This is a genomic window from Bradyrhizobium sp. SZCCHNR3119 (assembly GCF_032487775.1).
Taxonomy (GTDB): domain Bacteria; phylum Pseudomonadota; class Alphaproteobacteria; order Rhizobiales; family Xanthobacteraceae; genus Bradyrhizobium.
In genome coordinates this window covers 2,562,173-2,584,719 of the sequence record NZ_JAUEUV010000001.1, presented here as the reverse complement: position 1 = coordinate 2,584,719, position 22,547 = coordinate 2,562,173, and the positions used below count along the sequence as shown (strand labels likewise).

Here is a 22,547-nt window from a genome sequence, read left to right as displayed (position 1 = left end):
GACATGTCCAGGCCAGCAAGCCCTTGACGGCTCGGGCGACTGCTGGCGAGGTGCAGGCACGTGCCGCCTCGACGTGGCCGAGACGTCCTCCAGCAAACTAGGAAGCACTGCACCATGCACGAGCTGATGAAGGGCAAGCGCGGGCTGATCATGGGCATCGCCAATGATCATTCGATCGCCTGGGGCATTGCGAAGACGCTCGCCGCCCATGGCGCCGAGATGGCCTTCACCTATCAGGGTGACGCGCAGGCGCGGCGGCTGCGGCCGCTGGCTCAGACGCTCGGATCGGATCTCGTGCTGCCCTGCGATGTCGAGGACATCGCAAGCGTTGATGCCGTGTTCGAGGCCCTGAGCAAGAGCTGGGACCGGCTCGATTTCGTCGTTCATGCGATCGGCTTCACCGACAAGAACGAGTTGCGTGGGCGCTATGCCGATACCACGCGCGAGAATTTCCTGCGCACCATGCTGATCTCCTGCTTCTCCTTCACCGAGGTGGCGAAGCGGGCGGTGCCGCTGATGACCGACGGCGGCTCGATGATCACGCTGACCTATGGCGCCTCGATGCGGGCGATGCCGAACTACAATGTCATGGGCGTCGCAAAGGCTGCGCTGGAGTCCTCGGTGCGCTATCTCGCGGCGGATTTCGGCGCCCAGCGCATTCGCGTCAATGCGATCTCTGCCGGTCCGGTGCGTACGCTGGCCGGCTCGGTGATCGGCGACGCGCGAGCGATGTTCGGATTCCAGCAGAAGCATTCGCCGCTCGGACGCGGCGTGACGCTCGATGAGCTCGGCGGCTCCGCGCTGTATTTGTTGTCCGACCTCGCCGGCGGCGTCACCGGCGAAATCCATTACGTCGATTCCGGTTTCAACATCGTGCTGCAGCCGCGGCCGGAGAACCTGCCGCCGGAATAGCGTTATTGGCCTGAGGCGATCTTCTCGGCGCGCTGGAAAGCGGGCCGCGCGATGCAGCGCCCGATATAGGCGTCGAAGGACGGCCGCGACGGCAACATCTTGAACAGCCGGACCGAGAAATTCAGCGCCGAGCCAATGACGACATCGGCGGCCGAGAAGTCCTCGCCAAGAATCCAAGGTCCTTTCGCCAGCGCCTGATCGAGCACGTCGACCACGCGTGCGACTTCGCCCCAGCCCGCGGCGACCGGGTTCATCTCCAGCTTGGTCGCGACCTGGACCATCGCGGGCTCGATGCAGCCGGGCGCGAAGAACAGCCATTGCAGGTATTTCGCGCGGCGTGGATCGCCGACGGCAGGCGCGAGCTTCGCCTCCGGATAGCGCTCGGCGATATAGGCGCAGATCGCCGCAGCCTCGGCCAGCGTCGCTATCCTTCAGCGCGGGCACCTTGCCCATCGGATTGATCGCGAGATATTCGGCCGACTTCTGCGCGCCTGTGGTGATGTCGATAAGGACCCGCTCATAGGGTTGACCGGCTTCTTCCAGCATCCAGAGCGCGGTGAACGAGCGCGTCCTTGGAGCCCAATAGAGTTGCATCATGGGTGTTTCCGTCGCTTGGCTGGGGGATGCACTTTCAGAGCTGCACTCGAATGACGCCGGCGGCGGGATGCTGCAACGTCGTGGCTCACTGCTTCTCAAGATACTTCGGCAGATCGCGGTCGAGCTTGTCCGCAACCAGTGTCCGTATCCGTTCGCGGAGCACGACGCTGTTGGCAGCAGCCGAGGGGGGATCGGGGAAGTCCGCGTTGTCGAGCTTCTTGAGAGGGTCCTCGGTGATCCTCATGCTTTCTGCGAGTCGTGAGCCGGTGTCCGCCGCAAAGCTGCTGATCCTCTCGTAGGATTTTCCATCGATCAGGCTGATCGTGAAATTGGCGAACAGATGCGAGTGTCTGATGAGAGAGCCAAGGCCTTGATTATAGGCGCCGATGCCTTTCACCGTCAGGTTCGTGCCCGCGATTTTTCCTTCAAACGTCGTCACGACGAGATAGCGGTCGCAATTCGAATTGGCGGTCACGTCTCGAACGATCGACGTCAAACTCTCGCGAGGATCGGGCAAGAAACGCGATTTCGGATGGTAGTAGGGCTCAAAGGCGCCCTTCGGATAGCTGATCCTCCGGACCGTCGGATCGTTGCCGGTGGCGGCGCGCACGCGTGCCACGACGAGGTCGCCAAGTCCCCAGCCCTCGACCGGTACCTCGGTCACCTCGGTTTCGAATATCGTGACGCCGAATTTGTCGATCTCCAGACGGTCTTCAACGACTGAGACTACGCCGAGGGTGCAGGGGCCGCTTTCGACTGGCTTCGCACTGGCTTTGGTTTGGCCGGATGGCTTCCTCGCGACCGTCTTGGCTGGCGCCTTCGATCGGACTTGGGGAGAGCGCGCTTCGGCTGACGGTGCTTGGCTCGACGGAGCTTGGGCTGATGCGGCGACGGCGAAGGAGGATGCCGCTATCGCAGCGGCGAGAAAACGCAACATGACTGATCTCGCGGGCGACGTCTCTGTGAACGGGCGTGTTCCGATCACATGAAACTAGAGAGTGTTCCCGGCACCAGCAAGCTGAACATCAGCCGGGAGCAATCATGCTCCGCCGCAACCGTCACAGAGTCGCCGGGTCTCGCTTCCAGCGATAGTATTTCATCAACCGCACGTGCGATGGCTCGACCTCTTCTTTCTCGAGCACGAAGCCCTCGCGCTCGTACCAGCGCCACGCCTTCTCGTTGCCCTCAGCACAGCGCAGCCAGATCTCATCCGGCAGCAATTCTCGGGTGAAGGCGAGCAGCCGGCGGCCGAGCGACCGGCCTTGATAACTGGGCGCGATCATGAGCTGATCGAGGTAGAGCTTTGGCACGTGCACGGCGAGCATCGCGGCGAGCTCGCTGCCGTACTCGGCGACATAGAGGCTCCAGCCTCCGGCGATCTCACGCGGCAGGCGCTCTCTCAAGATAGTGAGCAATCTCCCACTCGGGACCTCCAGTCCTGTCGAGCACCAGCTGTCCATCCAGAGTTTTGCGATCGCATCGTATTCGTCTGAACGGGCCAGGCGGATGATCATGGTCATGGTGACGATCCTGACGAGGAACGAGGTGGCTTGAGTTACGCGCCGCCGAAACTGCCGTCGTTGCGAGGAGCCGAAGGCGAACAATCCAGATCTGCTTTTTGGCTCCTGGATTGCTTCGCTTGCGCTCGCAGTGACGGCGTAGCCAATGGCTGTCCGTACCTGAATATCGCAACTAGGGCGACGATGAAGCTGAGCTAACAAAAAAGGCGGCCCTGACGGCCGCCTTTCGTTGTCTTCAGCCAAGTCCTGCGCGGGTTACTCGCCGGCGGCCTCGCGCGGCGCCTCGGTGGCGGCAGCTTCCTTCTGCTTGGCCTCGAGGTCCTCGCCGGTCTCCTGATCGACCGCCTTCATCGACAGCCGGGTCTTGCCGCGATCGTCGAAGCCGAGCAGCTTGACCTTGACCTTGTCGCCTTCCTTGACGACGTCGGTGGTCTTCTGCACCCGCTTGTCGGCGAGCTGGGAGATGTGGACGAGGCCGTCGCGCGAACCGAAGAAGTTCACGAAGGCGCCGAATTCCATCACCTTCACGACGGTGCCGTCGTAGATCTGGCCGATCTCCGGATCGGAGGCGATCGACTTGATCCACTTGATCGCGGCCTTCATCGCCTCGCCGTCGTTGGAGGCGACCTTCACGGTGCCGTCGTCCTCGATGTTGACCTTGGCGCCGGTCTTCTCGACGATCTCGCGGATCACCTTGCCGCCGGTGCCGATCACTTCGCGGATCTTGTCGGTGGCGATCTTGAAGGTCTCGATGCGCGGCGCGTATTCGCCGAGCTCGGCACGCGCGGCAGTCAGCGCCTTGGACATCTCACCCAGGATGTGGATGCGGCCGTCGCGGGCCTGCGCCAGCGCAACCCGCATGATCTCCTCGGTGATGCCCTCGATCTTGATGTCCATCTGCAGCGAGGTGATGCCGCCCTCGGTGCCGGCGACCTTGAAGTCCATGTCGCCGAGATGGTCCTCGTCGCCGAGAATGTCCGAAAGAACCGCGTAGCGGCTGCCTTCCAGGATCAGACCCATGGCGATGCCTGCGGTCGGCCGCTTCAGCGGCACGCCGGCATCCATCAGCGCCAGCGACGAGCCGCAGACGGTCGCCATCGACGAGGAGCCGTTGGACTCGGTGATCTCCGAGACCACGCGCACCGTGTAGGGGAATTCATGGTGCGGCGGCAGGACGGGGTGGATCGCGCGCCAGGCCAGCTTGCCGTGGCCGATCTCGCGGCGCTTGGTGCCGCCGAGACGGCCGGTCTCGCCGACCGAGTAGGGCGGGAAATTGTAGTGCAGCAGGAACGTCTCCTTGTACGTTCCCGACAGCGCGTCGATGTACTGCTCGTCCTCACCGGTGCCGAGCGTGGTCACGACCAGCGCCTGGGTCTCACCGCGGGTGAACAGCGCCGAGCCGTGAGCACGGGGCAGCACGCCGACCTCGCAGACGATGTTGCGGACGGTCTTGACGTCGCGACCGTCGATGCGGCGGCCGGTGTCGAGGATGTTCCAGCGGACGATCTTGGCTTCCAGCTCCTTGAACACGTCGGCGACGCGGAGCTTGTCGTATTTCGGCTCCTGCCCTTCCGGGAAGAAGTGCGCCATCACCTTCTCTTTGGCGGCGCCGACGGCAGCGTAGCGCTCCTGCTTGACCGGGATCGCATAGGCCTTGCGCAGGTCCTGCTCGGCGACCCCGAGCATCTCCTTCTCGATCTCGCCGTTGTCGATGATCGCAACGTCGCGCGGTTCCTTGGCTGCCTTCTCCGCCAGCTCGATGATCGCGTTGATCACCGGCTGGAAGTGGCGGTGGCCGAACATCACCGCGCCGAGCATGATGTCCTCGTTGAGCTCCTTGGCCTCCGATTCCACCATCAGCACCGCGTCCGAGGTGCCGGCGACGACCAGATCGAGCTGGGTGTCGGTCATCTCGTCGAGCGTCGGGTTCAGGATGTATTCGTCATTGGCGAAGCCGACCCGGGCAGCGCCGATGGGACCCTTGAACGGCACGCCGGAAAGCGTCAGCGCAGCGGAGGCTGCGACCATTGCCAGGATGTCCGGATCGTTCTCCATGTCGTGCGACAGCGTGGTGATGATCACCTGGGTCTCGTTGCGCCACGCGTCGACGAACAGCGGACGGATCGGGCGGTCGATCAGGCGGGAGACCAGCGTCTCCTTCTCGGTCGGACGGCCTTCACGCTTGAAATAGCCGCCGGGAATGCGGCCCGCGGCATAGGCCTTCTCCTGGTAGTCCACGGTCAGCGGCAGGAAGTCGACGCCCTCGCGCGGTGCCTTGGCTGCGACGACGGTGGCAAGCACCACGGTCTCGCCGTAGGTGGCGACCACGGCGCCGTCGGCCTGTCGCGCGATCTTGCCGGTTTCAAGCTTGAGGGGGCGTCCACCCCAGTCGATTTCGACGGAATGCTTATTGAACATTGATATCTTCTTTCATGAAGTCGGCGAAGGACACGGCCCCAGAAACACAAAAACCATGCGCAAGATGGCAGGACGCTGGATTGCGGTCAGCGCCCTGCGATCCTGCCATGGTTTTTATCTTTCGGATGGTGTCCATCCTTCCGGTCAACGGGCACCTTGCCCGTCAGGCCCAGCGGCCGGATTGCTGCTGGGACATACTGCAAACTGGGCAAATCGGTCGGAACAGCGTCTGCTGTGTCTCACCGATCGTGCCCCAACACGCGAACTCGCAGGGTGAAAGCCGCGAACCGGCGGCTCTCGCAAGCTCATGCAAAAACGCGCGCCACGTTGCGCGCGTCCATTCCTAACACCACCTTAACGGCGGATGTTGTGCTTCTCGAGCAGCGCCTTGTAGCGCGCCTCGTCGGTCTTCTTCAGGTAGTCGAGCAGCGAACGGCGCGTCGACACCAGCTTCAAGAGGCCGCGGCGCGAATGATTGTCCTTGCCGTGGGTCTTGAAATGGCCGGTCAGGTTGTTGATGCGCTCCGAGAGGATCGCGACCTGAACTTCGGGGGAGCCGGTATCGCCGGGCTTGGTGGCGCTGGTCTTGATGATTTCCGCCTTGCGTTCTGCGGTAATCGACATCGTCAGTCTCTTTCGTTGCGACCGGGGTTTGCAGTCAATCCGGTCAGGTTGAACACGCGCTTGGGGATGAGTTCGCCATTGCCAATTTCAGCAAGCGCCAGAAGGCGGCCTGCGACGGTGACATAGACTGTGCCGCTGCTATTGGGCGCATCCCGTCCGCGCAACAAAACGGCCTGGCCCCTGTGGAGCCTTGCCGCATCAGCCCGAGTGACGGCCAGTGCCGGGATGTCGTCCAGCGCGGTCTCAACGGGCAAGAGGGCGTCCGCGAGGCTTCCCTCGCCGGACGCGGCTCTATTGCATAAAGCCTCCAATTGTTCCAGCGGAATCATGTCGTTCTCGGTAAACGGGCCGACCAGGGTCCGTCGGAGCGCGCAGATATGGCCGTAACAGCCGAGGAGGCGGCCGATGTCGCGGGCCAGCGCCCGGACATAGGTTCCCTTGCCGCATTCGGCCTCGAACACCGAATGGGAGCTATCTGGTTGTTCTACAAGCGTTAATTCGTGGATCTCGACCGGGCGGGGGGCCAGTTCGACGACCTCGCCGTCGCGCGCCAGATCATAGGCACGTTCGCCCTGTACCTTGATCGCCGAATAGCGCGGCGGAACCTGGGCGATCAGCCCGGTGAACTGCGGCAGCAGGGCACGGATCGCCTCGACGCTAGGCCGGGCCTCGCTGGTCTGGACTGCCCGCCCCTCGGTGTCGTCGGTGTCGCGTTCCTCGCCCCAGCATACGGTGAAGCGATAGCGCTTGCGGCCGTCCATCACGAAGGGGACGGTCTTGGTGGCTTCACCCAGCGCGATCGGAAGACCGCCGGAGGCGAGCGGATCCAGCGTGCCGGCGTGCCCCGCGCGCTTGGCCTGGAACAGCCGCTTCACGACCGCGACTGCTTGGGTCGAGGTCATGCCGACCGGCTTGTCGAGCACGACCCAGCCGTGGACGTCGCGGCGATCGCGGCGCGGCTGGTTGCCGTGGCGCTGCTTGTTGCGGGGATCATTGTTGTCGCGCGGCTGCGTGCGTCCGCCGGCCGATTTATCGCCTCGGAGTTCGGTGGCTTCGGCGTCTGGCGCCAGCACGGCGCCGGTTTCGGGGGGGATATTCATCAGTTCTCTTCCGAATCCGAATGAAGGTCTCTTTGCACCGCAGGTGTTCTTAGTAATTTCTCGATCCGTTCCGCTTCATCGAATCGTTCGTCGACGCGGAAGCGGATGTCAGGTGCAAATTTCAGGTTAACGCGACGCGCGATCTCTCCGCGCAAAGTTTTCTTGTTGCGCTCCAGCGCCGCGAGCACGATCTCGGTGTCGCGTCCGCCGAGAGGCATCACGTAAATGGTTGCAAGCTTCAGGTCAGGCGACATGCGGACTTCGGGCACCGTGATGATGTGTCCCTCGAGGTCCGGATCATGGGCGCTACCGTGGGAAAGAATCTCGGCGACAGCGTGGCGCACGGTTTCGGCCACGCGCAGCTGACGCTGCGATCCGCCGGGAGCTGCGCTTCCCTTCTGATGATGGCGAGGCATTTTTCAAATCCAATAGTGATCGCCTGCGCGCTACGCGGCGATTGCGGTCATTCTGTTGAGTTCAACGACACTCTCGGGAGTTCAAAAGACCCCGGCGAATCCTCAAAGGAAACACCGAGCTTCGGCGCTCTCGTGAGTTCAAAGGCGGCGAGCGCCCCGCCACATGCGGGACGCTCCTCGCTTCGTTCCAACGCACGTAAGATTTGGACTTACAGCGAGCGCTGGATCGTCTCCACGCGGTAACACTCGATCACGTCGCCGACACGCATGTCGCCGTAGTTCTCGAAGGCCATGCCGCATTCCTGGCCGGCCTGCACTTCCTTCACTTCGTCCTTGAAGCGCTTCAGCGTCGACAGCTTGCCCTCGTGAACCACGACGTTGTCGCGGATCAGGCGGACATTGGCGCCGCGCTCCACGGTGCCGTCGGTGACCCGGCAGCCCGCGACCTTGCCGACCTTGGAGATGTTGAACACCTCCAGGATCTGCGCGTTGCCGAGCATGGTTTCTCGAAGCGTGGGTGCCAAGAGACCGCTCATCGCCTTCTTCACGTCATCCACGAGGTCGTAGATGATGTTGTAGTAGCGGATCTCGATGCCGTTGCGCTTGGCGGCGGCGGCCGCCTCCTTGTTGGCGCGGACGGAGAAGCCGATGATCGCGGCGTTGAAGCCTTCCGCGAGCGTCACGTCGGACTCGCTGATGCCGCCGACGCCGGCGTGCAGGATGCGGGCGGCGACCTCCTCGGTGCCGAGCTTCTCCAGCGAACCCAGGATCGCTTCGAGCGAGCCCTGCACGTCGGCCTTGATGACGAGCGGGAATTCCTTGCGGCCAGCCGTCTTCAACTGCGACATCATCTGCTCGAGCGAGCCGCGCATGCCGGAAATGTTGGCTGCGGCATTCTCGCGCTTCTGGTGCGCACGATAGCTGGTGACCTGGCGGGCGCGGGCTTCGTTCTCGACCACCGCGAGACGATCGCCGGCCTCCGGCGGACCGTTGAAGCCGAGCACTTCGACCGGCACCGAGGGGCCGGCTTCGGTCAGCGTCTCGCCCTGGTCAGAAATCAGCGCGCGCACGCGGCCCATCTCGGCGCCGGCGACGATGATGTCGCCGACACGCAGGGTGCCGCGCTGCACCAGCACGGTCGCCACCGGACCGCGGCCGCGATCGAGCTTGGCTTCGATCACGGTGCCTTCGGCCGGACGGTGCGAGTTGGTCTTCAGGTCGAGAATTTCGGCCTGCAGCGCGATCATCTCCAGGAGACGATCGAGATTGGTCTTGTTCTTGGCGGATACCTCGACGTCGACGACATCGCCGCCCAACGACTCGACCTGCACCTCGTGCTGCAGCAGCTCGGTGCGGACCCGTTCAGGCCGTGCATCGGGCTTGTCGATCTTGTTGATCGCGACGATCATCGGCACCTTCGCCGCCTTGGCGTGGTTGATCGCCTCGATCGTCTGCGGCATCACGCCGTCATCGGCCGCGACCACCAGCACCACGATGTCGGTGACCTTGGCGCCGCGGGCGCGCATCGCGGTGAACGCGGCGTGGCCGGGCGTATCGATGAAGGTGATCTTCTTGCCGGAATCCGGCGCGGTCACCTGATAGGCGCCGATGTGCTGGGTGATGCCGCCGGCTTCGCCGGAGACCACATTGGCGTGGCGCAGCGCGTCGAGCAGCGAGGTCTTGCCGTGGTCGACATGGCCCATCACGGTCACGACCGGCGAACGCGGCTCGGTGTCGGTGGAATCGTCGACTACATCGAACAGGCCTTCTTCGACGTCGGAGGCGGCCACGCGCTTCACGCTGTGGCCGAGCTCCTCGGCGATCAGCTGCGCGGTGTCGGCATCGATCACGTCGGTGATCTTGTGCATCGCGCCCTGCCGCATCAGCAGGCGGATGACGTCGACCGCGCGCTCCGACATGCGGTTCGCCAGTTCCTGGATCGTGATCGCTTCCGGGATCGTCACCTCGCGGACCAGCTTCTCCTTCGACTCGTTGGCGGCATGGCCCTTCAGGCGCTGGGTCCGGCGGCGGAACGAGGCGATCGAGCGCTCGCGGACATCGTCGGCCGTCAGCGCCGTGACCACGGTCAGGCGGCCGCGCTGCTTTTGGGGCGCGGGCTTGTGCGTGGTCTTCGGCGCCATGACCGGGCGTGCGGCGCCGCCCGGACCACGGCGGATCTGGCGCGGACCCTCATCCTCGTCCGGCCCGGCGGCGACGCCGGGAGGCGTGCGGCCGAGCGGACCGCCGGCGGGCCTGGCGCTGGCAGCCGTGCGCGCGCCCGCGGGCTGTGCGCCGGCGGGGCGCGAACCGGAACCGATTTGTGGTGGCCGACTGCCGGGGGCGCCGATCGGGCGGCCAGGCGCGGGCGTTGGCCGGGCCGGCGCTGTCGCGGCCGGCTGCGGTGCTGCGGCCGCAGCAGCCTGTTGTGGGCGCGCTTCGCCTTCGCCAAATCGCTTCTTGGCCTCTTGCTCGGCCTTGCGCTTGGCTTCCTCTTCCTGGCGGTGGCGTTCTTCCTCAGCCTTGCGGCGCGCTTCGGCAGCTTCGCGCTCAGCGCGTTCGGCGGCCTCACGCTCGGCGCGACGCCGTGCCTCTTCCTCGGCTTGACGGCGCTCCTCGACGTCGCGCTGGCGAGCGTCGGCCAGCGCGCTGGCGCGCGCGGAGCGCTCGTCCTCGGTCAGCGTGCGCAGGACCACGCCGGATCCGCCGCGCTGCGCCGGACCCGATTGCCGCGGGCCAGAAGGCCGTGGGCTTGGCGGCGGCGGCGATGCCTTGGCGACGACCGGCTCCGGCGCGTGCGGCGCCTCGGGTCCATCGCCCATCCGGCGCTTGCCGCGCTTCTCGACCACCACCTGCTTGCTCCGGCCGTGTGGGAAGCTCTGGCGCACCGTGCCGGTCTCGACGCGCGGCTTCAGCGTCAAGGTCTTGCTCGGGACACTCAGTTTCTTGTCGCCCGGAGTATTGTTGTCGGCCATTCAGTCGTCCTAATCTCGTTATTTTCGTGCGGGAAGCCGCACCGTCCCATTCGTGCAAATCGTCGCTAGATCTTCGAATTCCCGGCCGCGGTTCCGGCAGTCTTGTCAGCGTCGGCCGACCGGTATCGGACCAGTGTCTGGCTGCGCGACAGGAATGTCCTGCTCGCCGGGCCCGCGAGCACGGCAGCATGTATCACATTTGACCGCCCTAGTGCCAAATCCAATTCTGCCGATGTGAGGCAGCTGATGATTGGAAATGTCGGGGCTTGCCCTGGATCCCCGGCATTTGGCCGCGCGAGCGCGTCGAGCTTGCGGATTCCGTCCGGTGCACCGTCGCTGGCATGGATCAGCGCGGCAAGGCCTGTCCGCGCTTGCCGCTGTGAGAGTGCCGCCTCGACCTTGGCAAAACCGGAAACGACCTGCCCCGCCTTGGCCGCGATCCCGAGCGCGTCGATGGCGCTGCGCGCCAGCAAGGCGTCGGTCTCCTCGGCAAGGGCCGGGTTGACCCGAACATCCCGCTTGAAGCCCCGGCTGAAATGGTGACGGCGCACCGCTTCCGCAACGGTCTGTCGCGAGGCTGAAATCCATAGCCCGCGGCCGGGGAGCTTGCGCTTGATATCAGGTATGACCTCGCCAGAGGGCGCGACGACGAAACGGATCAGCTCGCTGATCGGCCGCACCTCGCGACTGACCGCGCAGGTCCGCATGGTCGCGGACTTGTCGGTCCGCGGTCCATTGTCGAGCTCGGGGTCAGCCAGGGCGAGCATGCGGTCGGGCGGCTCCTCATCTCAGCTGCGCGAGTTCATGGCGGGTGTCATCAGCGCGTCCATCGGGTCAGGCTGCTGGCTGGTCTTCGGAGGCCTCTTGCTCCTCGGGCTTCTTGGCCAGATCGGCCTCGCTGATCCAGCCGGCCTTGACGCGGGCCTGCATGACCATCTCCTCGGCGTCGTCGCGGGAAATATCGATGCCATCGAGGATGCCGGGATATTTGGTCTGCTCGCCGCCGTCCTTGCGCTCGGTCCAGCCGACCAGGTCGTCGGTGGCGCAGCCGGCGAGATCCTCGACCGTCTTGATGTCGTTCTCGCCGAACTTGACCAGCATCTTGGAGGTGACGCCGGGAACGGTCTTCAAGGCGTCCTCGACGCCGAGCTCCTTGCGCTTGGCCTCGAGCTCAGCCTCCTGCTGCTCCAGGAACTCGCGCGCCCGGGTCTGCAGCTCGGTCGCGGTTTCCTCATCGAAGCCCTCGATGCCGGCCAGATCCTTCAGATCGACCAGTGCCAATTCCTCGACCGAGGTGAAGCCCTCGGACGCCAGCAGCTGGCCGACCACCTCGTCGACATTCAGCGATTCCATGAAGACGCGGGTGGAGTTCTCGAAATCGGCCTGACGGCGCTCCGATTCTTCCTGCTCGGTCAGGATGTCGATGTCCCAGCCGGTCAGCTGCGAGGCCAAGCGGACGTTCTGGCCGCGGCGGCCGATCGCCAGCGACAGCTGGTTGTTGGTGTCGGGAACCACGACCTCGATACGCTCCCGGTCTTCATCGATCACGACCTTGCTGACCTCGGCAGGGGCCAGCGCGTTGACCACGAAGGTCGCGATGTCCGGCGACCACGGGATGATGTCGATCTTCTCGCCCTGCAGCTCGTTCACCACGGCCTGCACGCGCGAGCCGCGCATGCCGACGCAGGCGCCGACCGGATCGACCGAGGAATCGCGGGACACCACGCCGATCTTGGCGCGCGAGCCCGGATCGCGGGCCACCGCCTTGATTTCGACGATGCCGTCATAGATCTCCGGCACCTCCTGCGCGAACAGCTTCGCCATGAACTGCGGATGGGTCCGCGACAGGAAGATCTGCGGGCCGCGGGTCTCGCGGCGGACGTCGAAGACATAGGCGCGGACGCGGTCGCCGTTGCGGAAGACCTCGCGCGGCAGCATTTCGTCGCGGCGGATGATGGCTTCGCCACGACCGAGGTCGAGGATCACGCTGCCATATTCGACGCGCTTGACGACGCCGTTGACGATGTCGCCGATGCGGTCCTTGAATTCCTGATACTGCCGGTCGCGCTCGGCCTCGCGCACCTTCTGCACGATCACCTGCTTGGCCGATTGCGCGGCGATGCGGCCATATTCCAGCGGCGGCAGCGTGTCGGCGATGGTGTCGCCGATCTGCGCGCCCGGATTGGCGCGCCGCGCATCCTCCAGAGAAATCTGGTTCGAAGCGTTCTCGACCTTGTCGACCACCAGCATGTGGCGCGACAGGCGCAGTTCGCCGCGCTTGGGGTCGATCTCGGCATGCACGTCGGTCTCGCTGCCGTAACGGGCGCGGGCCGCCTTTGCGATCGCGTCTTCCATCGCCGCGATCACGATGCCACGGTCGATCGACTTTTCGCGCGCGACTGCGTCGGCGATCTGCAGCAGTTCCAACCTGTTGGCGCTGACGGCCATGGCTCAGTCTCCTCTAATCAGGATCGATCTCGCCCCTGCGCGCGCGTTGCGCGGCGAGGCGATGTTGCTTGGTATTTTGCGGCAAAGGCTTCTTTGCCGGTTTCTTGTCTGTACGCTGGCTCGGACCCTTGGCCTTGCCGGCCGGCTTGGCATGCGGCGCGAGGGGTGGGGCGAGACCGAGGTCGCGCTTCAGCTCCCGTTCGGCAGCCTTGCCGCGACGCATCGACTCCGCGATCAATTCGTCGGTCAGCACCAGCTTGGCGTCGCCGATGTCGCCCATCGGCAGCAGCACATCCGGCTCCTGATCCTTCGGCACGTCGTCCCGGGTCACCCGCACGGCCTCGCCCTCGACGCCGGCCAGGATGCCGCGGAACCGCTTGCGGTTCTGATGCGCGACAGCCATCTCGATCTTGACCAGATGGCCGGTGTAACGGACGAAATCGGAGCGGCGCACCAGCGGTCGGTCGATGCCGGGCGAGGAAATCTCCAGCCGATAGGCGCGTTCGATTGGGTCGGCGATGTCGAGCACCGGCGACAGTGCCCGCGACACTGCTTCACAGTCCTCGATCTGCATCGTGCCGTCCGGGCGTTCCGCCATGACCTGCACCGTGCAGCCGGCCTCGCCGGAAATCCGGATGCGTACCAGCCGATATCCCATGCCCTGCAGCACCGGCGCCGCGACCGCGGCCACCCGCGCGGCCACGCCCGGCTCGACAACGAGACGAGGCTCGGTCAAGAGGTCGGTGTCGACAGGGTCTAACGTGGGCTCGGTCATTGTCAGGCGTCGATCAGATGGGGTCTTGTCAATGCGGTGAGTTGCAGTCCCGGCTCTTTGGGCTTTTGGAACTCGTCCGATCGCGTTCCCCGAGCCCGGCTGCGGATTCGGCCGCCGGCGAGTTCAGGTAATAAAAAAGAGCGGGTCCCGGAGGGCCCACTCTCACTACGCGATCGTATATGAGAAACTGTAAGTTGCAGTAGATATAGCGGTTCTGGTGCGATCCGGCAAGGGCCGGGAAGCCAGGTCCGAGAGATTTTGGCCTCGATTCGGAACGCCATCTCCCGCGACGAGGTGGCTGAGCACCTAACCGTTGATTCACCAAGACCCGTTAAACTCCACGGAATTTTCGGGTCATCTGGCGGAGACCCCCTTCCCGTAGGTCTCCATTGTGTTGCGTATCGAGTCCTTGCTATGACCATCGCCATTTCGCTGATCCCCGGGGTCGATCAGATCATCAGGCGGGGTGATCGCGGGCGCCGATCCGAGGCTGCCCGCCGCATCGCGGACTTGTTCTTCGAAGATGCCGCCAAGCTTCGTCCCGAACACATCAACCTGTTTGACGGGCTTTTGATCGCGCTGGTTCCGCACACGGATGTGATTGCGCGGATCGATCTCGCCGAGCGGCTGTCACGGCTCGACCGGGCGCCGCGGATTCTTGTCCGCCAGCTCGCGCGCGAGGACGAGATCATGGTGGCGGGGCCGCTCTTGCGGCGTTCCCCGGTGCTCGACGAAACCTGCCTGATCGAGATCGCGCGCGACCAGGGGCAGGACCATCTCCTGGCAATGTCGGAACGGCCGACGCTCTCGGCCGATGTCACGGATATCCTGGTCTGTCGCGGTGACCGCGACGTCGTCCGCCGCGCCGCGGGCAATGGCGGCGCACGGTTTTCAGAATTCGGCTATTCCGAGCTGGTCAGCCGGGCGAGCTTCGACGGCGTGCTGACGCTGACCGTGGGCAAACGTCACGATCTGTCGGACGCGCATCTCAAGACGCTCGTTTCAAGACGCTCGTTGCTGGGTCTCTCGAAGTGGTCAGGCGACGGCTGTTTGACGTCGTCAAGCCGGAGCGCCAGGCCAAGATCCAGGAGGCAGTTGCGGACCTCAATGGCACGACAGGATCGGTCCCGAGCTCCCGGAATTTCGTCCCGGCTCAGCGCACCGTTCTGGCGCTCTATGAGTCCGGCGGCCTCAACGAAAGCGCGCTGCTCAGCTTTGCGCGAAGCTATCAATATGAGGAGACCGTCGCCGCGCTGGCAGCGATGTCGGGTTTGAAGATCGTGATCCTCGACCGGCTGATGTCGGGCGACCGTCACGATCCACTTCTGATCATCGGTCGCACCATCGGGCTGGAATGGGCAACCGTACACGCGTTGATGACGCTGCGGCTTGGACCGAAGCGGATTCCTGCGCAGGCCGATATCGAAGCCGCTCGCGTGAACTACGCACGGCTCGTGCCATCCACGGCCGAGCGCGTCGTGACGTTCTGGAAGACCAGGCATTAGCTGGACCGCCCAGTAACGAGCTGGCAACCATCGCGACGGGGACTTCCCGCCGCGCCGCCGTCTCCGCGCCGCTGTTACTTTCTGCGGAAGCGCAGATAGTTGGCGACGCGGCCCTCACGCGTGGCCTTCTGACCGTAGCGGGTCATGGTGTAGCCGGGCCAGGGCTGGCGCCAGTCGTCGGCGCGCTCGGCCGTCCACTCGAACTGCGGCGCGCGCAACAGATGCCACAGCGTCCAGGCGCAGTAATCGTCGATGTCGCTGACGAAGCGGAATTCGCCGCCCGGCCGGAGCGCTCGCGCCATTGCCGCGATCGTCGCATCCTGCACGAACCGCCGTTTCCAGTGTCGCCGTTTCGGCCAGGGATCCGGATGGATCAGGTCGATCCGGGCGAGCGATCCGGCCGGCAGCCACGCCAGCAACTCGGCGGCATCGCCGGCCAACAAGCGGATGTTGCGGACATGATGAGCCTCGATCTGCGCCAGGATCTTGGCCATGCCGTTGACATAGGGCTCGCAGCCGATGAAACCGGTCTCCGGATAGCTGAGCGCCTCGGCAACCAGATGCTCACCGCCGCCAAAGCCGATCTCGAGCCTGAGCTCCTTGGCCGGAGGATCAAACAGGTCGAGGACGGAGGCGGCCGGATGTGCGAGATCGAGTGCCAGATGCGGCAGCAGGTGCTCGATCAGGTCGGCCTGATGCGCCCGCAGCCGATGGCCTTTGCGGCGCCCGAAGAACGAGCCTTGCCGATGCGATGTCGCGTCGTCACCTTGGCCCTCAGCGTCCGGCATGTGGACGGCATCCTTCATCGCAGCGTCTGATACAGGCGGTGCAACAGCCGCGTCCGCGGCTCGATCGAAGAGATATACATCTGTTCGTAGTGCGTATGTGCGCCCTTGCCGTCGACGCCGAGGCCGTCGAGCGTTGCCGTGAACGGCGCCGTGAAATTGCCGTCGGAGCCGCCACCGGTGGAGGTGCCGACGAGGTCGAAACCGATCTCGTCCGCCAGCGTCCGCGCGTGCTCGAACAGGGCCGCGCCGGCATTGCTCTTTTCGTAAGGAGGACGATTCAGTTCGCCTTTCACCTCGACCGTTACGCCCTCGGTGCGCGACTTCAAGTTCAGGATCTTGGCCAGGATTTCGTCGGCGTCGGTCAGCGTCGGGAGACGGGCATCCACCTCGGCATAGGCAATCTCCGGGATCACGTTCGGCCGGGTGCCGCCACGGACGACGCCGACATTGACCGTGACTCCCCGCTTGGGATCGTTCAGCGCCTCCAATGCGTGGATCACATTGGCGAGCTCGCGGATCGCGCTGCGGCCGTCCTCGGGTCGGGTGCCGGCATGGGCCGGCACGCCGGTGATCGAGATGTCGAAACGGGCCACGCCCTTGCGCCCGGTCACGATCTTGCCGCCGTCGCGGGCGGGTTCCGTCACCAGTACATATTTCGCCTTACGACCTTCCGCCTCGATCAGCGCCCGTGAGGTCGGGCTGCCGATTTCCTCGTCGGAAACAAACAATTGCGTAATGCCCAGCGGCGCGCGTTCGCCGCTCAGGCAAAGCTGACGAAACGCATAGTAGGCGAGATAGGCCCCGCCCTTCATGTCATAAATGCCGGGACCATAGGCGCAGTCCCCCTCCACCTTGAAGGGCAGCCGTTCGATGAAGCCAAGCGGATGAACGGTGTCGAGATGGCTGAGCACCAGGATGCCCGGTGCATCCTGGCCCCATGACGAGCGCGCCAGCAGATGGTCGCCGCAGCCATCCCGGCCGGCGACCCGCTCGATCTCGACGGGGAGGTCGCGATAGCCCTCGGCAACCAGCGTGGCCAAACGGTTGACTTGTTCAGGTGCATCGGTCGGCGTTTCGATCTCGACCCAGCGTCGGATGCCGGCGAGGATGATGCTGCTATCGAAGGGATGGCTAATCGCAGTCATGGTTATTGGTTCGTCACCTTCATCAAGTGCTGCCCCGCTCGCCCATCAAGTGCTGCCCCGCTCGCCTCAAGTGCGCTTTCGCAAGATCGGCTGCAGAGCTCAGCATTCCGGCGCGACAACCGCCGCGGGCGCCGGATCGCCGGCCAAGGCATGCCCGCGAAAACAAATAGAGCGCGATAGCATGTCCCGGTGGGAGCCATCGCGCTCTAATCATTTCCATGCAGTTTGTCTATTGGCCTCTTCGGGCGGGTCGCCCGGCGATATGGAGCCGGGCTAACTGATCACACCTAGCGCTCTTCGGGCGCTTCGCGGTCGGCAATCTGCTCGACGAGGTCGACAATGCTGCGGCGAAGCTTGGAATCGTTGATCCGCGTAAATGCGCGGGTCAGGGCCAGGCCTTCGGAAGTCGCAAGAAAGTCGGACACGTAGGCCGGCGAAGCACCTTCGCCAAAGGCTTCTCCGTTAGTCCCGCCAGTTGGAACTCCTTCGAATAAGAACGACACCGGGATCTGCAGGACCTCGGAAATCTGCTGAATCCGGCTCGCACCAACCCGGTTCGTGCCCTTTTCGTATTTCTGTATCTGCTGGAACGTGAGGCCGAGAGCCTCACCGAGCTTTTCCTGGCTCATGCCCAACATGATACGGCGCATCCGCACCCGGCTGCCGACATGTTTGTCAACAGGGTTGGGCGCTTTCGTCGACATCTCTCAACTCCTTGAATGAGGCCCGGGGAATGAGGCGACCGCAGTATGCCTCAGGCGCAAATACCGTCAAACTCTGCTCAGAGTCCTAATCACGATGCGGGGTGAGCAGCGAATTGAACGGGATCGTACTGCCGCGCGAGAATGCGAATTGCAGCGGCAATCTGTCAACACTTGGAGTTTTGCTTGTCAAAAAAAATTCTTACGGACGTGACGAGAAACACCGATAGCTGCGTTCATGGAAGCTTTTGTGCAACGCTTCGGCGGATCACGACCATGAGGGACAGGGCGCACAGGATCACGAAGGCGAGATCGCCGCTGCGCGCGTAAGGTGTTGGCGGAATGGGCGCGGGCAGTGCGGAATCGAGAATGCCTTCGATCCCGAGATCTAATCGCGCGATCACGCGTCCTAATGGATCGATGACGGCGGAAATTCCCGTATTGGCCGCGCGAACCAGCGGCAAGCCTTGCTCGATGGCGCGCCACCTTGCCTGCTGCAGATGCTGATAGGGGCCGGTCGAAATTCCGAACCAGCCGTCATTCGTCAGATTGACCATCCAGCCGGCGCGATCATTCGATTCGCTAGCTATTTCATTGGGAAAGATCGCTTCATAGCAGATCAGCGGCAGCGCGCGCGGGGCATGCGGCACATCGAGGTTGCGCCGCACGGTCCCCGGAATGAAGCCGCCCTGCACCTTGGTTAATTGTTCGAGACCCAGCCGTTCCAGCAAGTTCTGGAGCGGCAGATACTCGCCGAATGGCACCAGATGCAGTTTGTCGTAGAGCGATACAACGCTGCCCTCATGGTCGATCACGTAGATCGAATTATAGGCGCGCGTTATTCGTGCATTTGGTGGCATGTCTGGTGCACGTACGGAACCGGTTATCAGCGCGGTGCCCGGCGGCAACAGATCGGCGATCTGCGCCATCGCATCTGCCTCGCGGGTCAGGAAGAACGGAAAGGCTGATTCCGGCCATATCAGGATATTGGTGTCGCGGACGCCCGTGGCGAGAGGTCCGGACGCGCGATCCGACAGGGCCAGGTATTTGCGCATCACCTCCGCTTTGGCCGAATAGTTGAATTTGACGTCCTGCTGCAGGTTCGGCTGCATGATCCGGAGCTTGACGTTGCTCGCAAAGGTCGTGGGGTGCAGGGATAGGCGGACGGCGCCGAAGATCCCCATGGTGGCCAGAACGGCGAGGGCGGCGAGGGGGATATGCCAGGGGACACGCTTACGTGCGGTGCGATCGATCAGCACTGCGGGGCTCGCAAAGATCGCGACCGCAACAAGCGTCATGCCCCAGAGCCCGATCAGTGCGGCCGACTGGGCCAAGGCCAGCGGCTCGGCCAACGCGTAGCCGAATGCATTCCAGGGGAAGCCGGTCAGCGCGTGGCCGCGCAGCCATTCGCTCGCGGTCAGGCCGACCGCGAGCGCGAGGATGCGGGTGGGGCCCCGCGTCCAGACCAGCCGCGCCGCGGCAAAGCCCAGCGCCGGGAACAGCGCGAGATAAGCGGGAAGCCCGAGCACGGCGAAGGGCATCAGCCAGGCGAAGGTCTGGGCGTCGACCAAGAAGGCGTAGCCGATCCAGTAAAGGCCCGGCACGAAATAGCCGAGACCGAACCAGAAGCCGGTCAGCGCCGCCGCCGGAACGCCCTTGAACCGCCCAGCGCCCGCGCCGTCGGTCAGCCAGACCATCACCGGGAAGGTGACGAACAGCACCGGCCAGGCATTGAACGGCGCCATCGCGAGCGCCGAGAGCGCGCCGGCCGCGAGCGCGATGCCTGCGCGCTTCCAACCCCAGGACAGAATGATTCCAAGCGCAAGCCCGCGCAACGTTGAAAGCATCGTCACTGCGAGCCTGCTCCGTCGCCGGCTTGCGGGCTGCTGCTGTCGTTGTTCGGTACCTGCCCCGCATCCGGCGGTTGCGCAGGTTCAGCAGGAAGGTCTGCGTCCGGCGCCGCTTCGCGCCGCCGGCTCTCGCGCTGGCTGCGCGGTGCGGGCCGGTCCTTGCGCGGAGCAATGCGCAGGCGCTTGACGCGCCGCGGATCGGCATCCAGCACCTCGACCTCGAAATTGCCCGGTCCGGAAATCAATTCGCCACGGACCGGCAGCCGGCCGACATGGTTCACGAGATAGCCGCCGAGTGTCTCGACTCCCTCGCCGGCCTCTCCGGTGACAAAGTCCTCCCCGATCACGGAGCGGACGTCGTCGAGGCTGGCGCGCGCGTCGGCAATGAAGGAGTTGTCCGGCTGGCGGACGATGGCCGGCGGCTGATCGCTATCATGCTCGTCGTCGATCTCGCCGACGATCTGTTCGACGATGTCCTCGATCGAGACCAGGCCATCGGTGCCGCCATATTCATCGACGACGAGCGCGAGGTGAATGCGCGAAGCCTGCATCTGCGCAAGCAGGTCGATCGCCCGCATCGAAGGCGGCACATAGAGCAGCTTGCGGATGATGTTGGCGTCCGCCAGCGGCATCGCGAGATCGACCAGTCGCAGGTCAAGGCCGGCCGGCAGCGGCTTCTTGCGCTTGGCCTTGACCGCCTCGGGCACGCGCGCCTGCGCCGTCATGAACGCGAGCAGGTCGCGAATGTGGACCATGCCTTCGGGGTCGTCGAGCGTGTCGTTGTAGACGACGAGACGTGAGTGCGCGGCGCTCTCGAACAGGCTCATCAGTTCGCCAAGCGGGATGTCGCGCTTGACCGCCACGATGTCGGCCCGGTGCACCATCACGTCGGCGATGCGGCGCTCATGGAGATCGAGGATGTTGCGCAGCAGGGTGCGCTCGACGGCGGAGAAGCCGATATCGTCCGGCGTGGATGCGTCGAGCACGACCTGAAGGTCGTCGCGCACCGAATTTCCGGCCTTCCAGCCGAACAGACTGCGGATCGCGCGCAACAGCCAGTTGTCGCTCGGCGAACGTCCGGCTTCGCCCTGCGGCACGACGGCCGGCAAATTGCGCGTATTGCGCGGATTGTCGTGAATTGGCTCTGAATCCGTCATCGTCAATTCATCCGCTCCCGATCCGCGTAGGGATCGGGAATCCCCAGCTGCGCCAGGATCTCCCGCTCGAGCGTTTCCATCTCCTGGGCTTCTTCATCGGTTTCGTGGTCGTAGCCGATCAGATGCAGGAAGCCGTGCACTGTGAGATGACTCAAGTGATGATCGAATGGCTTTTGCTCCTCGTCCGCCTCGCGCCGCATCGTCTCATAGGCGATCGCGATGTCGCCGAGCATGCGCGGCGCATCGTCCTCGTCGCGCGGACCCGTCGGCTGCAGCGCGGGGAAAGAGAGCACATTGGTGGGCTTGTCGATGCCGCGCCAATTGCTGTTCAAGGTGCGAATGCCGGCGTCGTCGGTCAGCATCACCGCAATCTCAGCTTCGCCGACATCGGCGTCGACCGTCTCAGCCGCGGCGACGATCGCGCGCTGGATGACGGCTTCGGCCTCTGGCTGCTCTTGCCAGCAATCGGCGGCGACGATGACCTCGGTCGTTGGAAGAATACTTTGTGGCATCTCGGCTTTGGGTCTGTGCGAAGCGGACGCTGATTTGATGACGTGCGCTTGGCATCCTTGCTCCCGCGTCAGCGCTCCTTGGCGCCCTCATAGGCGGCGACGATGCGCGCCACCAGCTCATGGCGAATGACGTCTTCGCCGGTGAATTTCACCTGTGCAATGCCGTCGACGCCGTCCAGCAGCCGCGCGGCTTCCGCAAGGCCCGATGTCTGCCCGTTCGGCAGGTCGACCTGCGACGGATCGCCGGTGATGATCATCCGGCTGTTCTCGCCGAGCCGGGTTAGGAACATCTTCATCTGCATGGACGTGGTGTTCTGCGCCTCGTCCAGAATGATGGCGGCATTGGTCAGCGTGCGCCCGCGCATGAAGGCGAGCGGGGCGATCTCGATCTCGCCGGCTTGGAGCGCCCGCTCGACGATCCGCGCATCCATCAGGTCGTAGAGCGCGTCATAGATCGGCCGCAGGTAGGGATCGACCTTCTCGCGCAGATCACCGGGCAGGAAGCCGAGCCGTTCGCCGGCTTCCACCGCCGGGCGCGACAGGATGATGCGATCGACCTCCTTGCGCTCGAACAGCTGTGCGGCATGCGCAACCGCGAGCCAGGTCTTGCCGGTGCCGGCAGGTCCAACGCCGAACACGAGCTCATGGCGCTTCAAGGCGCGGATGTAGGAATCCTGCGCGGCGGTGCGCGCCCGTACCGGCCGCTTGCGCAAATTGATGCTCTCGAAGCCGGACTTCGCGCCCTTGGCGTCGAACTCGAACAGCGAGCCTTGCGCGACCACGGCGCGGATCGCACCATCGACATCGCCCTGTCCGAGATCATGACCCTGCACCGCCTGGGCGTAGAGCGATTCCAGCACGCGCCGTGCCGCATCGCAGCCATCACGCGAGCCGCCGATGGTGATGTGGTTGCCGCGGGAATCCACCACGACTCCCAGCCTCCGCTCGATCAGAGCGAGATTCTGGCCGTAGGGGCCGACCAGCGCGGAAGCTGCGCGATTGTCGTCAAAATCGATGACGACCTGTGCCTCGGGTGGAATGGACATGTTGCGATCGAACTTGCGGCTTGGAGCGAGCGAGGAGGAATCCGATGCGCTCTTGGGCAAG

At 64.4% G+C, this 22,547-nt stretch carries 18 protein-coding genes and 2 pseudogenes; 2 read left to right on the top strand and 18 right to left on the bottom strand.

From position 1 onward, the window contains the following. Positions 1-114 precede the first annotated feature (114 nt). Complete coding sequence (gene fabI / locus QX034_RS12075; RefSeq protein WP_315702360.1) at positions 115-912, top strand: enoyl-ACP reductase FabI; 798 nt, start codon at positions 115-117, stop codon at positions 910-912. A 2-nt stretch (positions 913-914) separates the two neighbouring features. On the opposite strand, the pseudogene QX034_RS12070 reads toward fabI, so the two are convergent. From QX034_RS12070 to rimP, 11 genes and pseudogenes are all read right to left on the bottom strand, one after another. Further along, positions 915-1,509, bottom strand: a pseudogene (locus tag QX034_RS12070) (glutathione S-transferase family protein). 85 nt (positions 1,510-1,594) lie between these two features. After that, positions 1,595-2,446, bottom strand: coding sequence for a hypothetical protein (locus QX034_RS12065; protein WP_315702362.1), 852 nt, complete (start codon positions 2,444-2,446; stop codon positions 1,595-1,597). Positions 2,447-2,567: 121 nt separating this feature from the next. Next, entirely contained in the window at positions 2,568-3,029 is a 462-nt protein-coding gene (locus QX034_RS12060; RefSeq protein WP_315702363.1) for a GNAT family N-acetyltransferase, read from the bottom strand. A 255-nt stretch (positions 3,030-3,284) separates the two neighbouring features. After that, entirely contained in the window at positions 3,285-5,447 is a 2,163-nt protein-coding gene (pnp, locus tag QX034_RS12055) for a polyribonucleotide nucleotidyltransferase (protein ID WP_315702364.1), read from the bottom strand. A gap of 354 nt (positions 5,448-5,801) precedes the next feature. Then, on the bottom strand, positions 5,802-6,071 hold the full coding sequence (rpsO, locus tag QX034_RS12050) for a 30S ribosomal protein S15 (RefSeq protein WP_315702365.1): 270 nt from the start codon (positions 6,069-6,071) through the stop codon (positions 5,802-5,804). A gap of 2 nt (positions 6,072-6,073) precedes the next feature. Beyond that, on the bottom strand, positions 6,074-7,171 hold the full coding sequence (truB, locus tag QX034_RS12045; RefSeq protein ID WP_315702366.1) for a tRNA pseudouridine(55) synthase TruB: 1,098 nt from the start codon (positions 7,169-7,171) through the stop codon (positions 6,074-6,076). Further along, on the bottom strand, positions 7,171-7,587 hold the full coding sequence (gene rbfA, locus QX034_RS12040) for a 30S ribosome-binding factor RbfA (RefSeq protein WP_315702367.1): 417 nt from the start codon (positions 7,585-7,587) through the stop codon (positions 7,171-7,173). Before rbfA ends, truB begins: the two co-directional genes overlap by 1 nt. A gap of 209 nt (positions 7,588-7,796) precedes the next feature. Continuing rightward, the gene (gene infB / locus QX034_RS12035; protein WP_315702368.1) at positions 7,797-10,559 is read right to left on the bottom strand and encodes a translation initiation factor IF-2; all 2,763 of its coding nucleotides are present in this window, start codon (positions 10,557-10,559) and stop codon (positions 7,797-7,799) included. A 65-nt stretch (positions 10,560-10,624) separates the two neighbouring features. Then, positions 10,625-11,326, bottom strand: coding sequence for an RNA-binding protein (locus tag QX034_RS12030; RefSeq protein WP_315702369.1), 702 nt, complete (start codon positions 11,324-11,326; stop codon positions 10,625-10,627). Between the two features lie 67 nt (positions 11,327-11,393). After that, positions 11,394-13,007, bottom strand: a complete 1,614-nt coding sequence (nusA, locus tag QX034_RS12025; RefSeq protein WP_315702370.1) for a transcription termination factor NusA — start codon at positions 13,005-13,007, stop codon at positions 11,394-11,396. Between the two features lie 13 nt (positions 13,008-13,020). Continuing rightward, entirely contained in the window at positions 13,021-13,782 is a 762-nt protein-coding gene (gene rimP, locus QX034_RS12020) for a ribosome maturation factor RimP (RefSeq protein ID WP_315702371.1), read from the bottom strand. Between the two features lie 414 nt (positions 13,783-14,196). Between rimP and QX034_RS12015 the strand changes: the two are divergent. Then, positions 14,197-15,287, top strand: a pseudogene (locus tag QX034_RS12015) (DUF2336 domain-containing protein). 74 nt (positions 15,288-15,361) lie between these two features. Here the strand turns inward: QX034_RS12015 and trmB are convergent. From trmB to QX034_RS11980, 7 genes are all read right to left on the bottom strand, one after another. After that, positions 15,362-16,075 carry a tRNA (guanosine(46)-N7)-methyltransferase TrmB gene (gene trmB / locus QX034_RS12010; RefSeq protein WP_315702372.1) on the bottom strand — a complete coding sequence of 238 codons (714 nt, stop codon included), beginning with the start codon at positions 16,073-16,075 and terminating at the stop codon, positions 15,362-15,364. Between the two features lie 14 nt (positions 16,076-16,089). After that, complete coding sequence (locus tag QX034_RS12005) at positions 16,090-17,220, bottom strand: M20 family metallopeptidase (protein ID WP_315702373.1); 1,131 nt, start codon at positions 17,218-17,220, stop codon at positions 16,090-16,092. Between the two features lie 287 nt (positions 17,221-17,507). Continuing rightward, on the bottom strand, positions 17,508-17,924 hold the full coding sequence (locus QX034_RS12000; RefSeq protein WP_315702374.1) for a helix-turn-helix transcriptional regulator: 417 nt from the start codon (positions 17,922-17,924) through the stop codon (positions 17,508-17,510). 233 nt (positions 17,925-18,157) lie between these two features. After that, entirely contained in the window at positions 18,158-19,768 is a 1,611-nt protein-coding gene (gene lnt, locus QX034_RS11995; protein ID WP_316196068.1) for an apolipoprotein N-acyltransferase, read from the bottom strand. Between the two features lie 2 nt (positions 19,769-19,770). Next, complete coding sequence (locus tag QX034_RS11990; protein ID WP_315702375.1) at positions 19,771-20,928, bottom strand: hemolysin family protein; 1,158 nt, start codon at positions 20,926-20,928, stop codon at positions 19,771-19,773. 2 nt (positions 20,929-20,930) lie between these two features. Then, positions 20,931-21,440, bottom strand: a complete 510-nt coding sequence (ybeY, locus tag QX034_RS11985; RefSeq protein WP_315702376.1) for an rRNA maturation RNase YbeY — start codon at positions 21,438-21,440, stop codon at positions 20,931-20,933. A gap of 68 nt (positions 21,441-21,508) precedes the next feature. Further along, positions 21,509-22,546: a PhoH family protein gene (locus QX034_RS11980; RefSeq protein WP_315702377.1), complete on the bottom strand. Its 1,038-nt coding sequence runs from the start codon at positions 22,544-22,546 to the stop codon at positions 21,509-21,511. Position 22,547: the final 1 nt, after the last annotated feature.

Bases quoted from the DNA above. Each gene is read 5' to 3' on its own strand.
- fabI (WP_315702360.1), top strand. From the start codon at position 115: ATGCACGAGCTGATGAAGGGCAAGCGCGGGCTGATCATGGGCATCGCC.
- QX034_RS12065 (WP_315702362.1), bottom strand. From the start codon at position 2,446: ATGTTGCGTTTTCTCGCCGCTGCGATAGCGGCATCCTCCTTCGCCGTC.
- QX034_RS12060 (WP_315702363.1), bottom strand. From the start codon at position 3,029: ATGACCATGATCATCCGCCTGGCCCGTTCAGACGAATACGATGCGATC.
- pnp (WP_315702364.1), bottom strand. From the start codon at position 5,447: ATGTTCAATAAGCATTCCGTCGAAATCGACTGGGGTGGACGCCCCCTC.
- rpsO (WP_315702365.1), bottom strand. From the start codon at position 6,071: ATGTCGATTACCGCAGAACGCAAGGCGGAAATCATCAAGACCAGCGCC.
- truB (WP_315702366.1), bottom strand. From the start codon at position 7,171: ATGAATATCCCCCCCGAAACCGGCGCCGTGCTGGCGCCAGACGCCGAA.
- rbfA (WP_315702367.1), bottom strand. From the start codon at position 7,587: ATGCCTCGCCATCATCAGAAGGGAAGCGCAGCTCCCGGCGGATCGCAG.
- infB (WP_315702368.1), bottom strand. From the start codon at position 10,559: ATGGCCGACAACAATACTCCGGGCGACAAGAAACTGAGTGTCCCGAGC.
- QX034_RS12030 (WP_315702369.1), bottom strand. From the start codon at position 11,326: ATGCTCGCCCTGGCTGACCCCGAGCTCGACAATGGACCGCGGACCGAC.
- nusA (WP_315702370.1), bottom strand. From the start codon at position 13,007: ATGGCCGTCAGCGCCAACAGGTTGGAACTGCTGCAGATCGCCGACGCA.
- rimP (WP_315702371.1), bottom strand. From the start codon at position 13,782: ATGACCGAGCCCACGTTAGACCCTGTCGACACCGACCTCTTGACCGAG.
- trmB (WP_315702372.1), bottom strand. From the start codon at position 16,075: ATGCCGGACGCTGAGGGCCAAGGTGACGACGCGACATCGCATCGGCAA.
- QX034_RS12005 (WP_315702373.1), bottom strand. From the start codon at position 17,220: ATGACTGCGATTAGCCATCCCTTCGATAGCAGCATCATCCTCGCCGGC.
- QX034_RS12000 (WP_315702374.1), bottom strand. From the start codon at position 17,924: ATGTCGACGAAAGCGCCCAACCCTGTTGACAAACATGTCGGCAGCCGG.
- lnt (WP_316196068.1), bottom strand. From the start codon at position 19,768: ATGCTTTCAACGTTGCGCGGGCTTGCGCTTGGAATCATTCTGTCCTGG.
- QX034_RS11990 (WP_315702375.1), bottom strand. From the start codon at position 20,928: ATGACGGATTCAGAGCCAATTCACGACAATCCGCGCAATACGCGCAAT.
- ybeY (WP_315702376.1), bottom strand. From the start codon at position 21,440: ATGCCACAAAGTATTCTTCCAACGACCGAGGTCATCGTCGCCGCCGAT.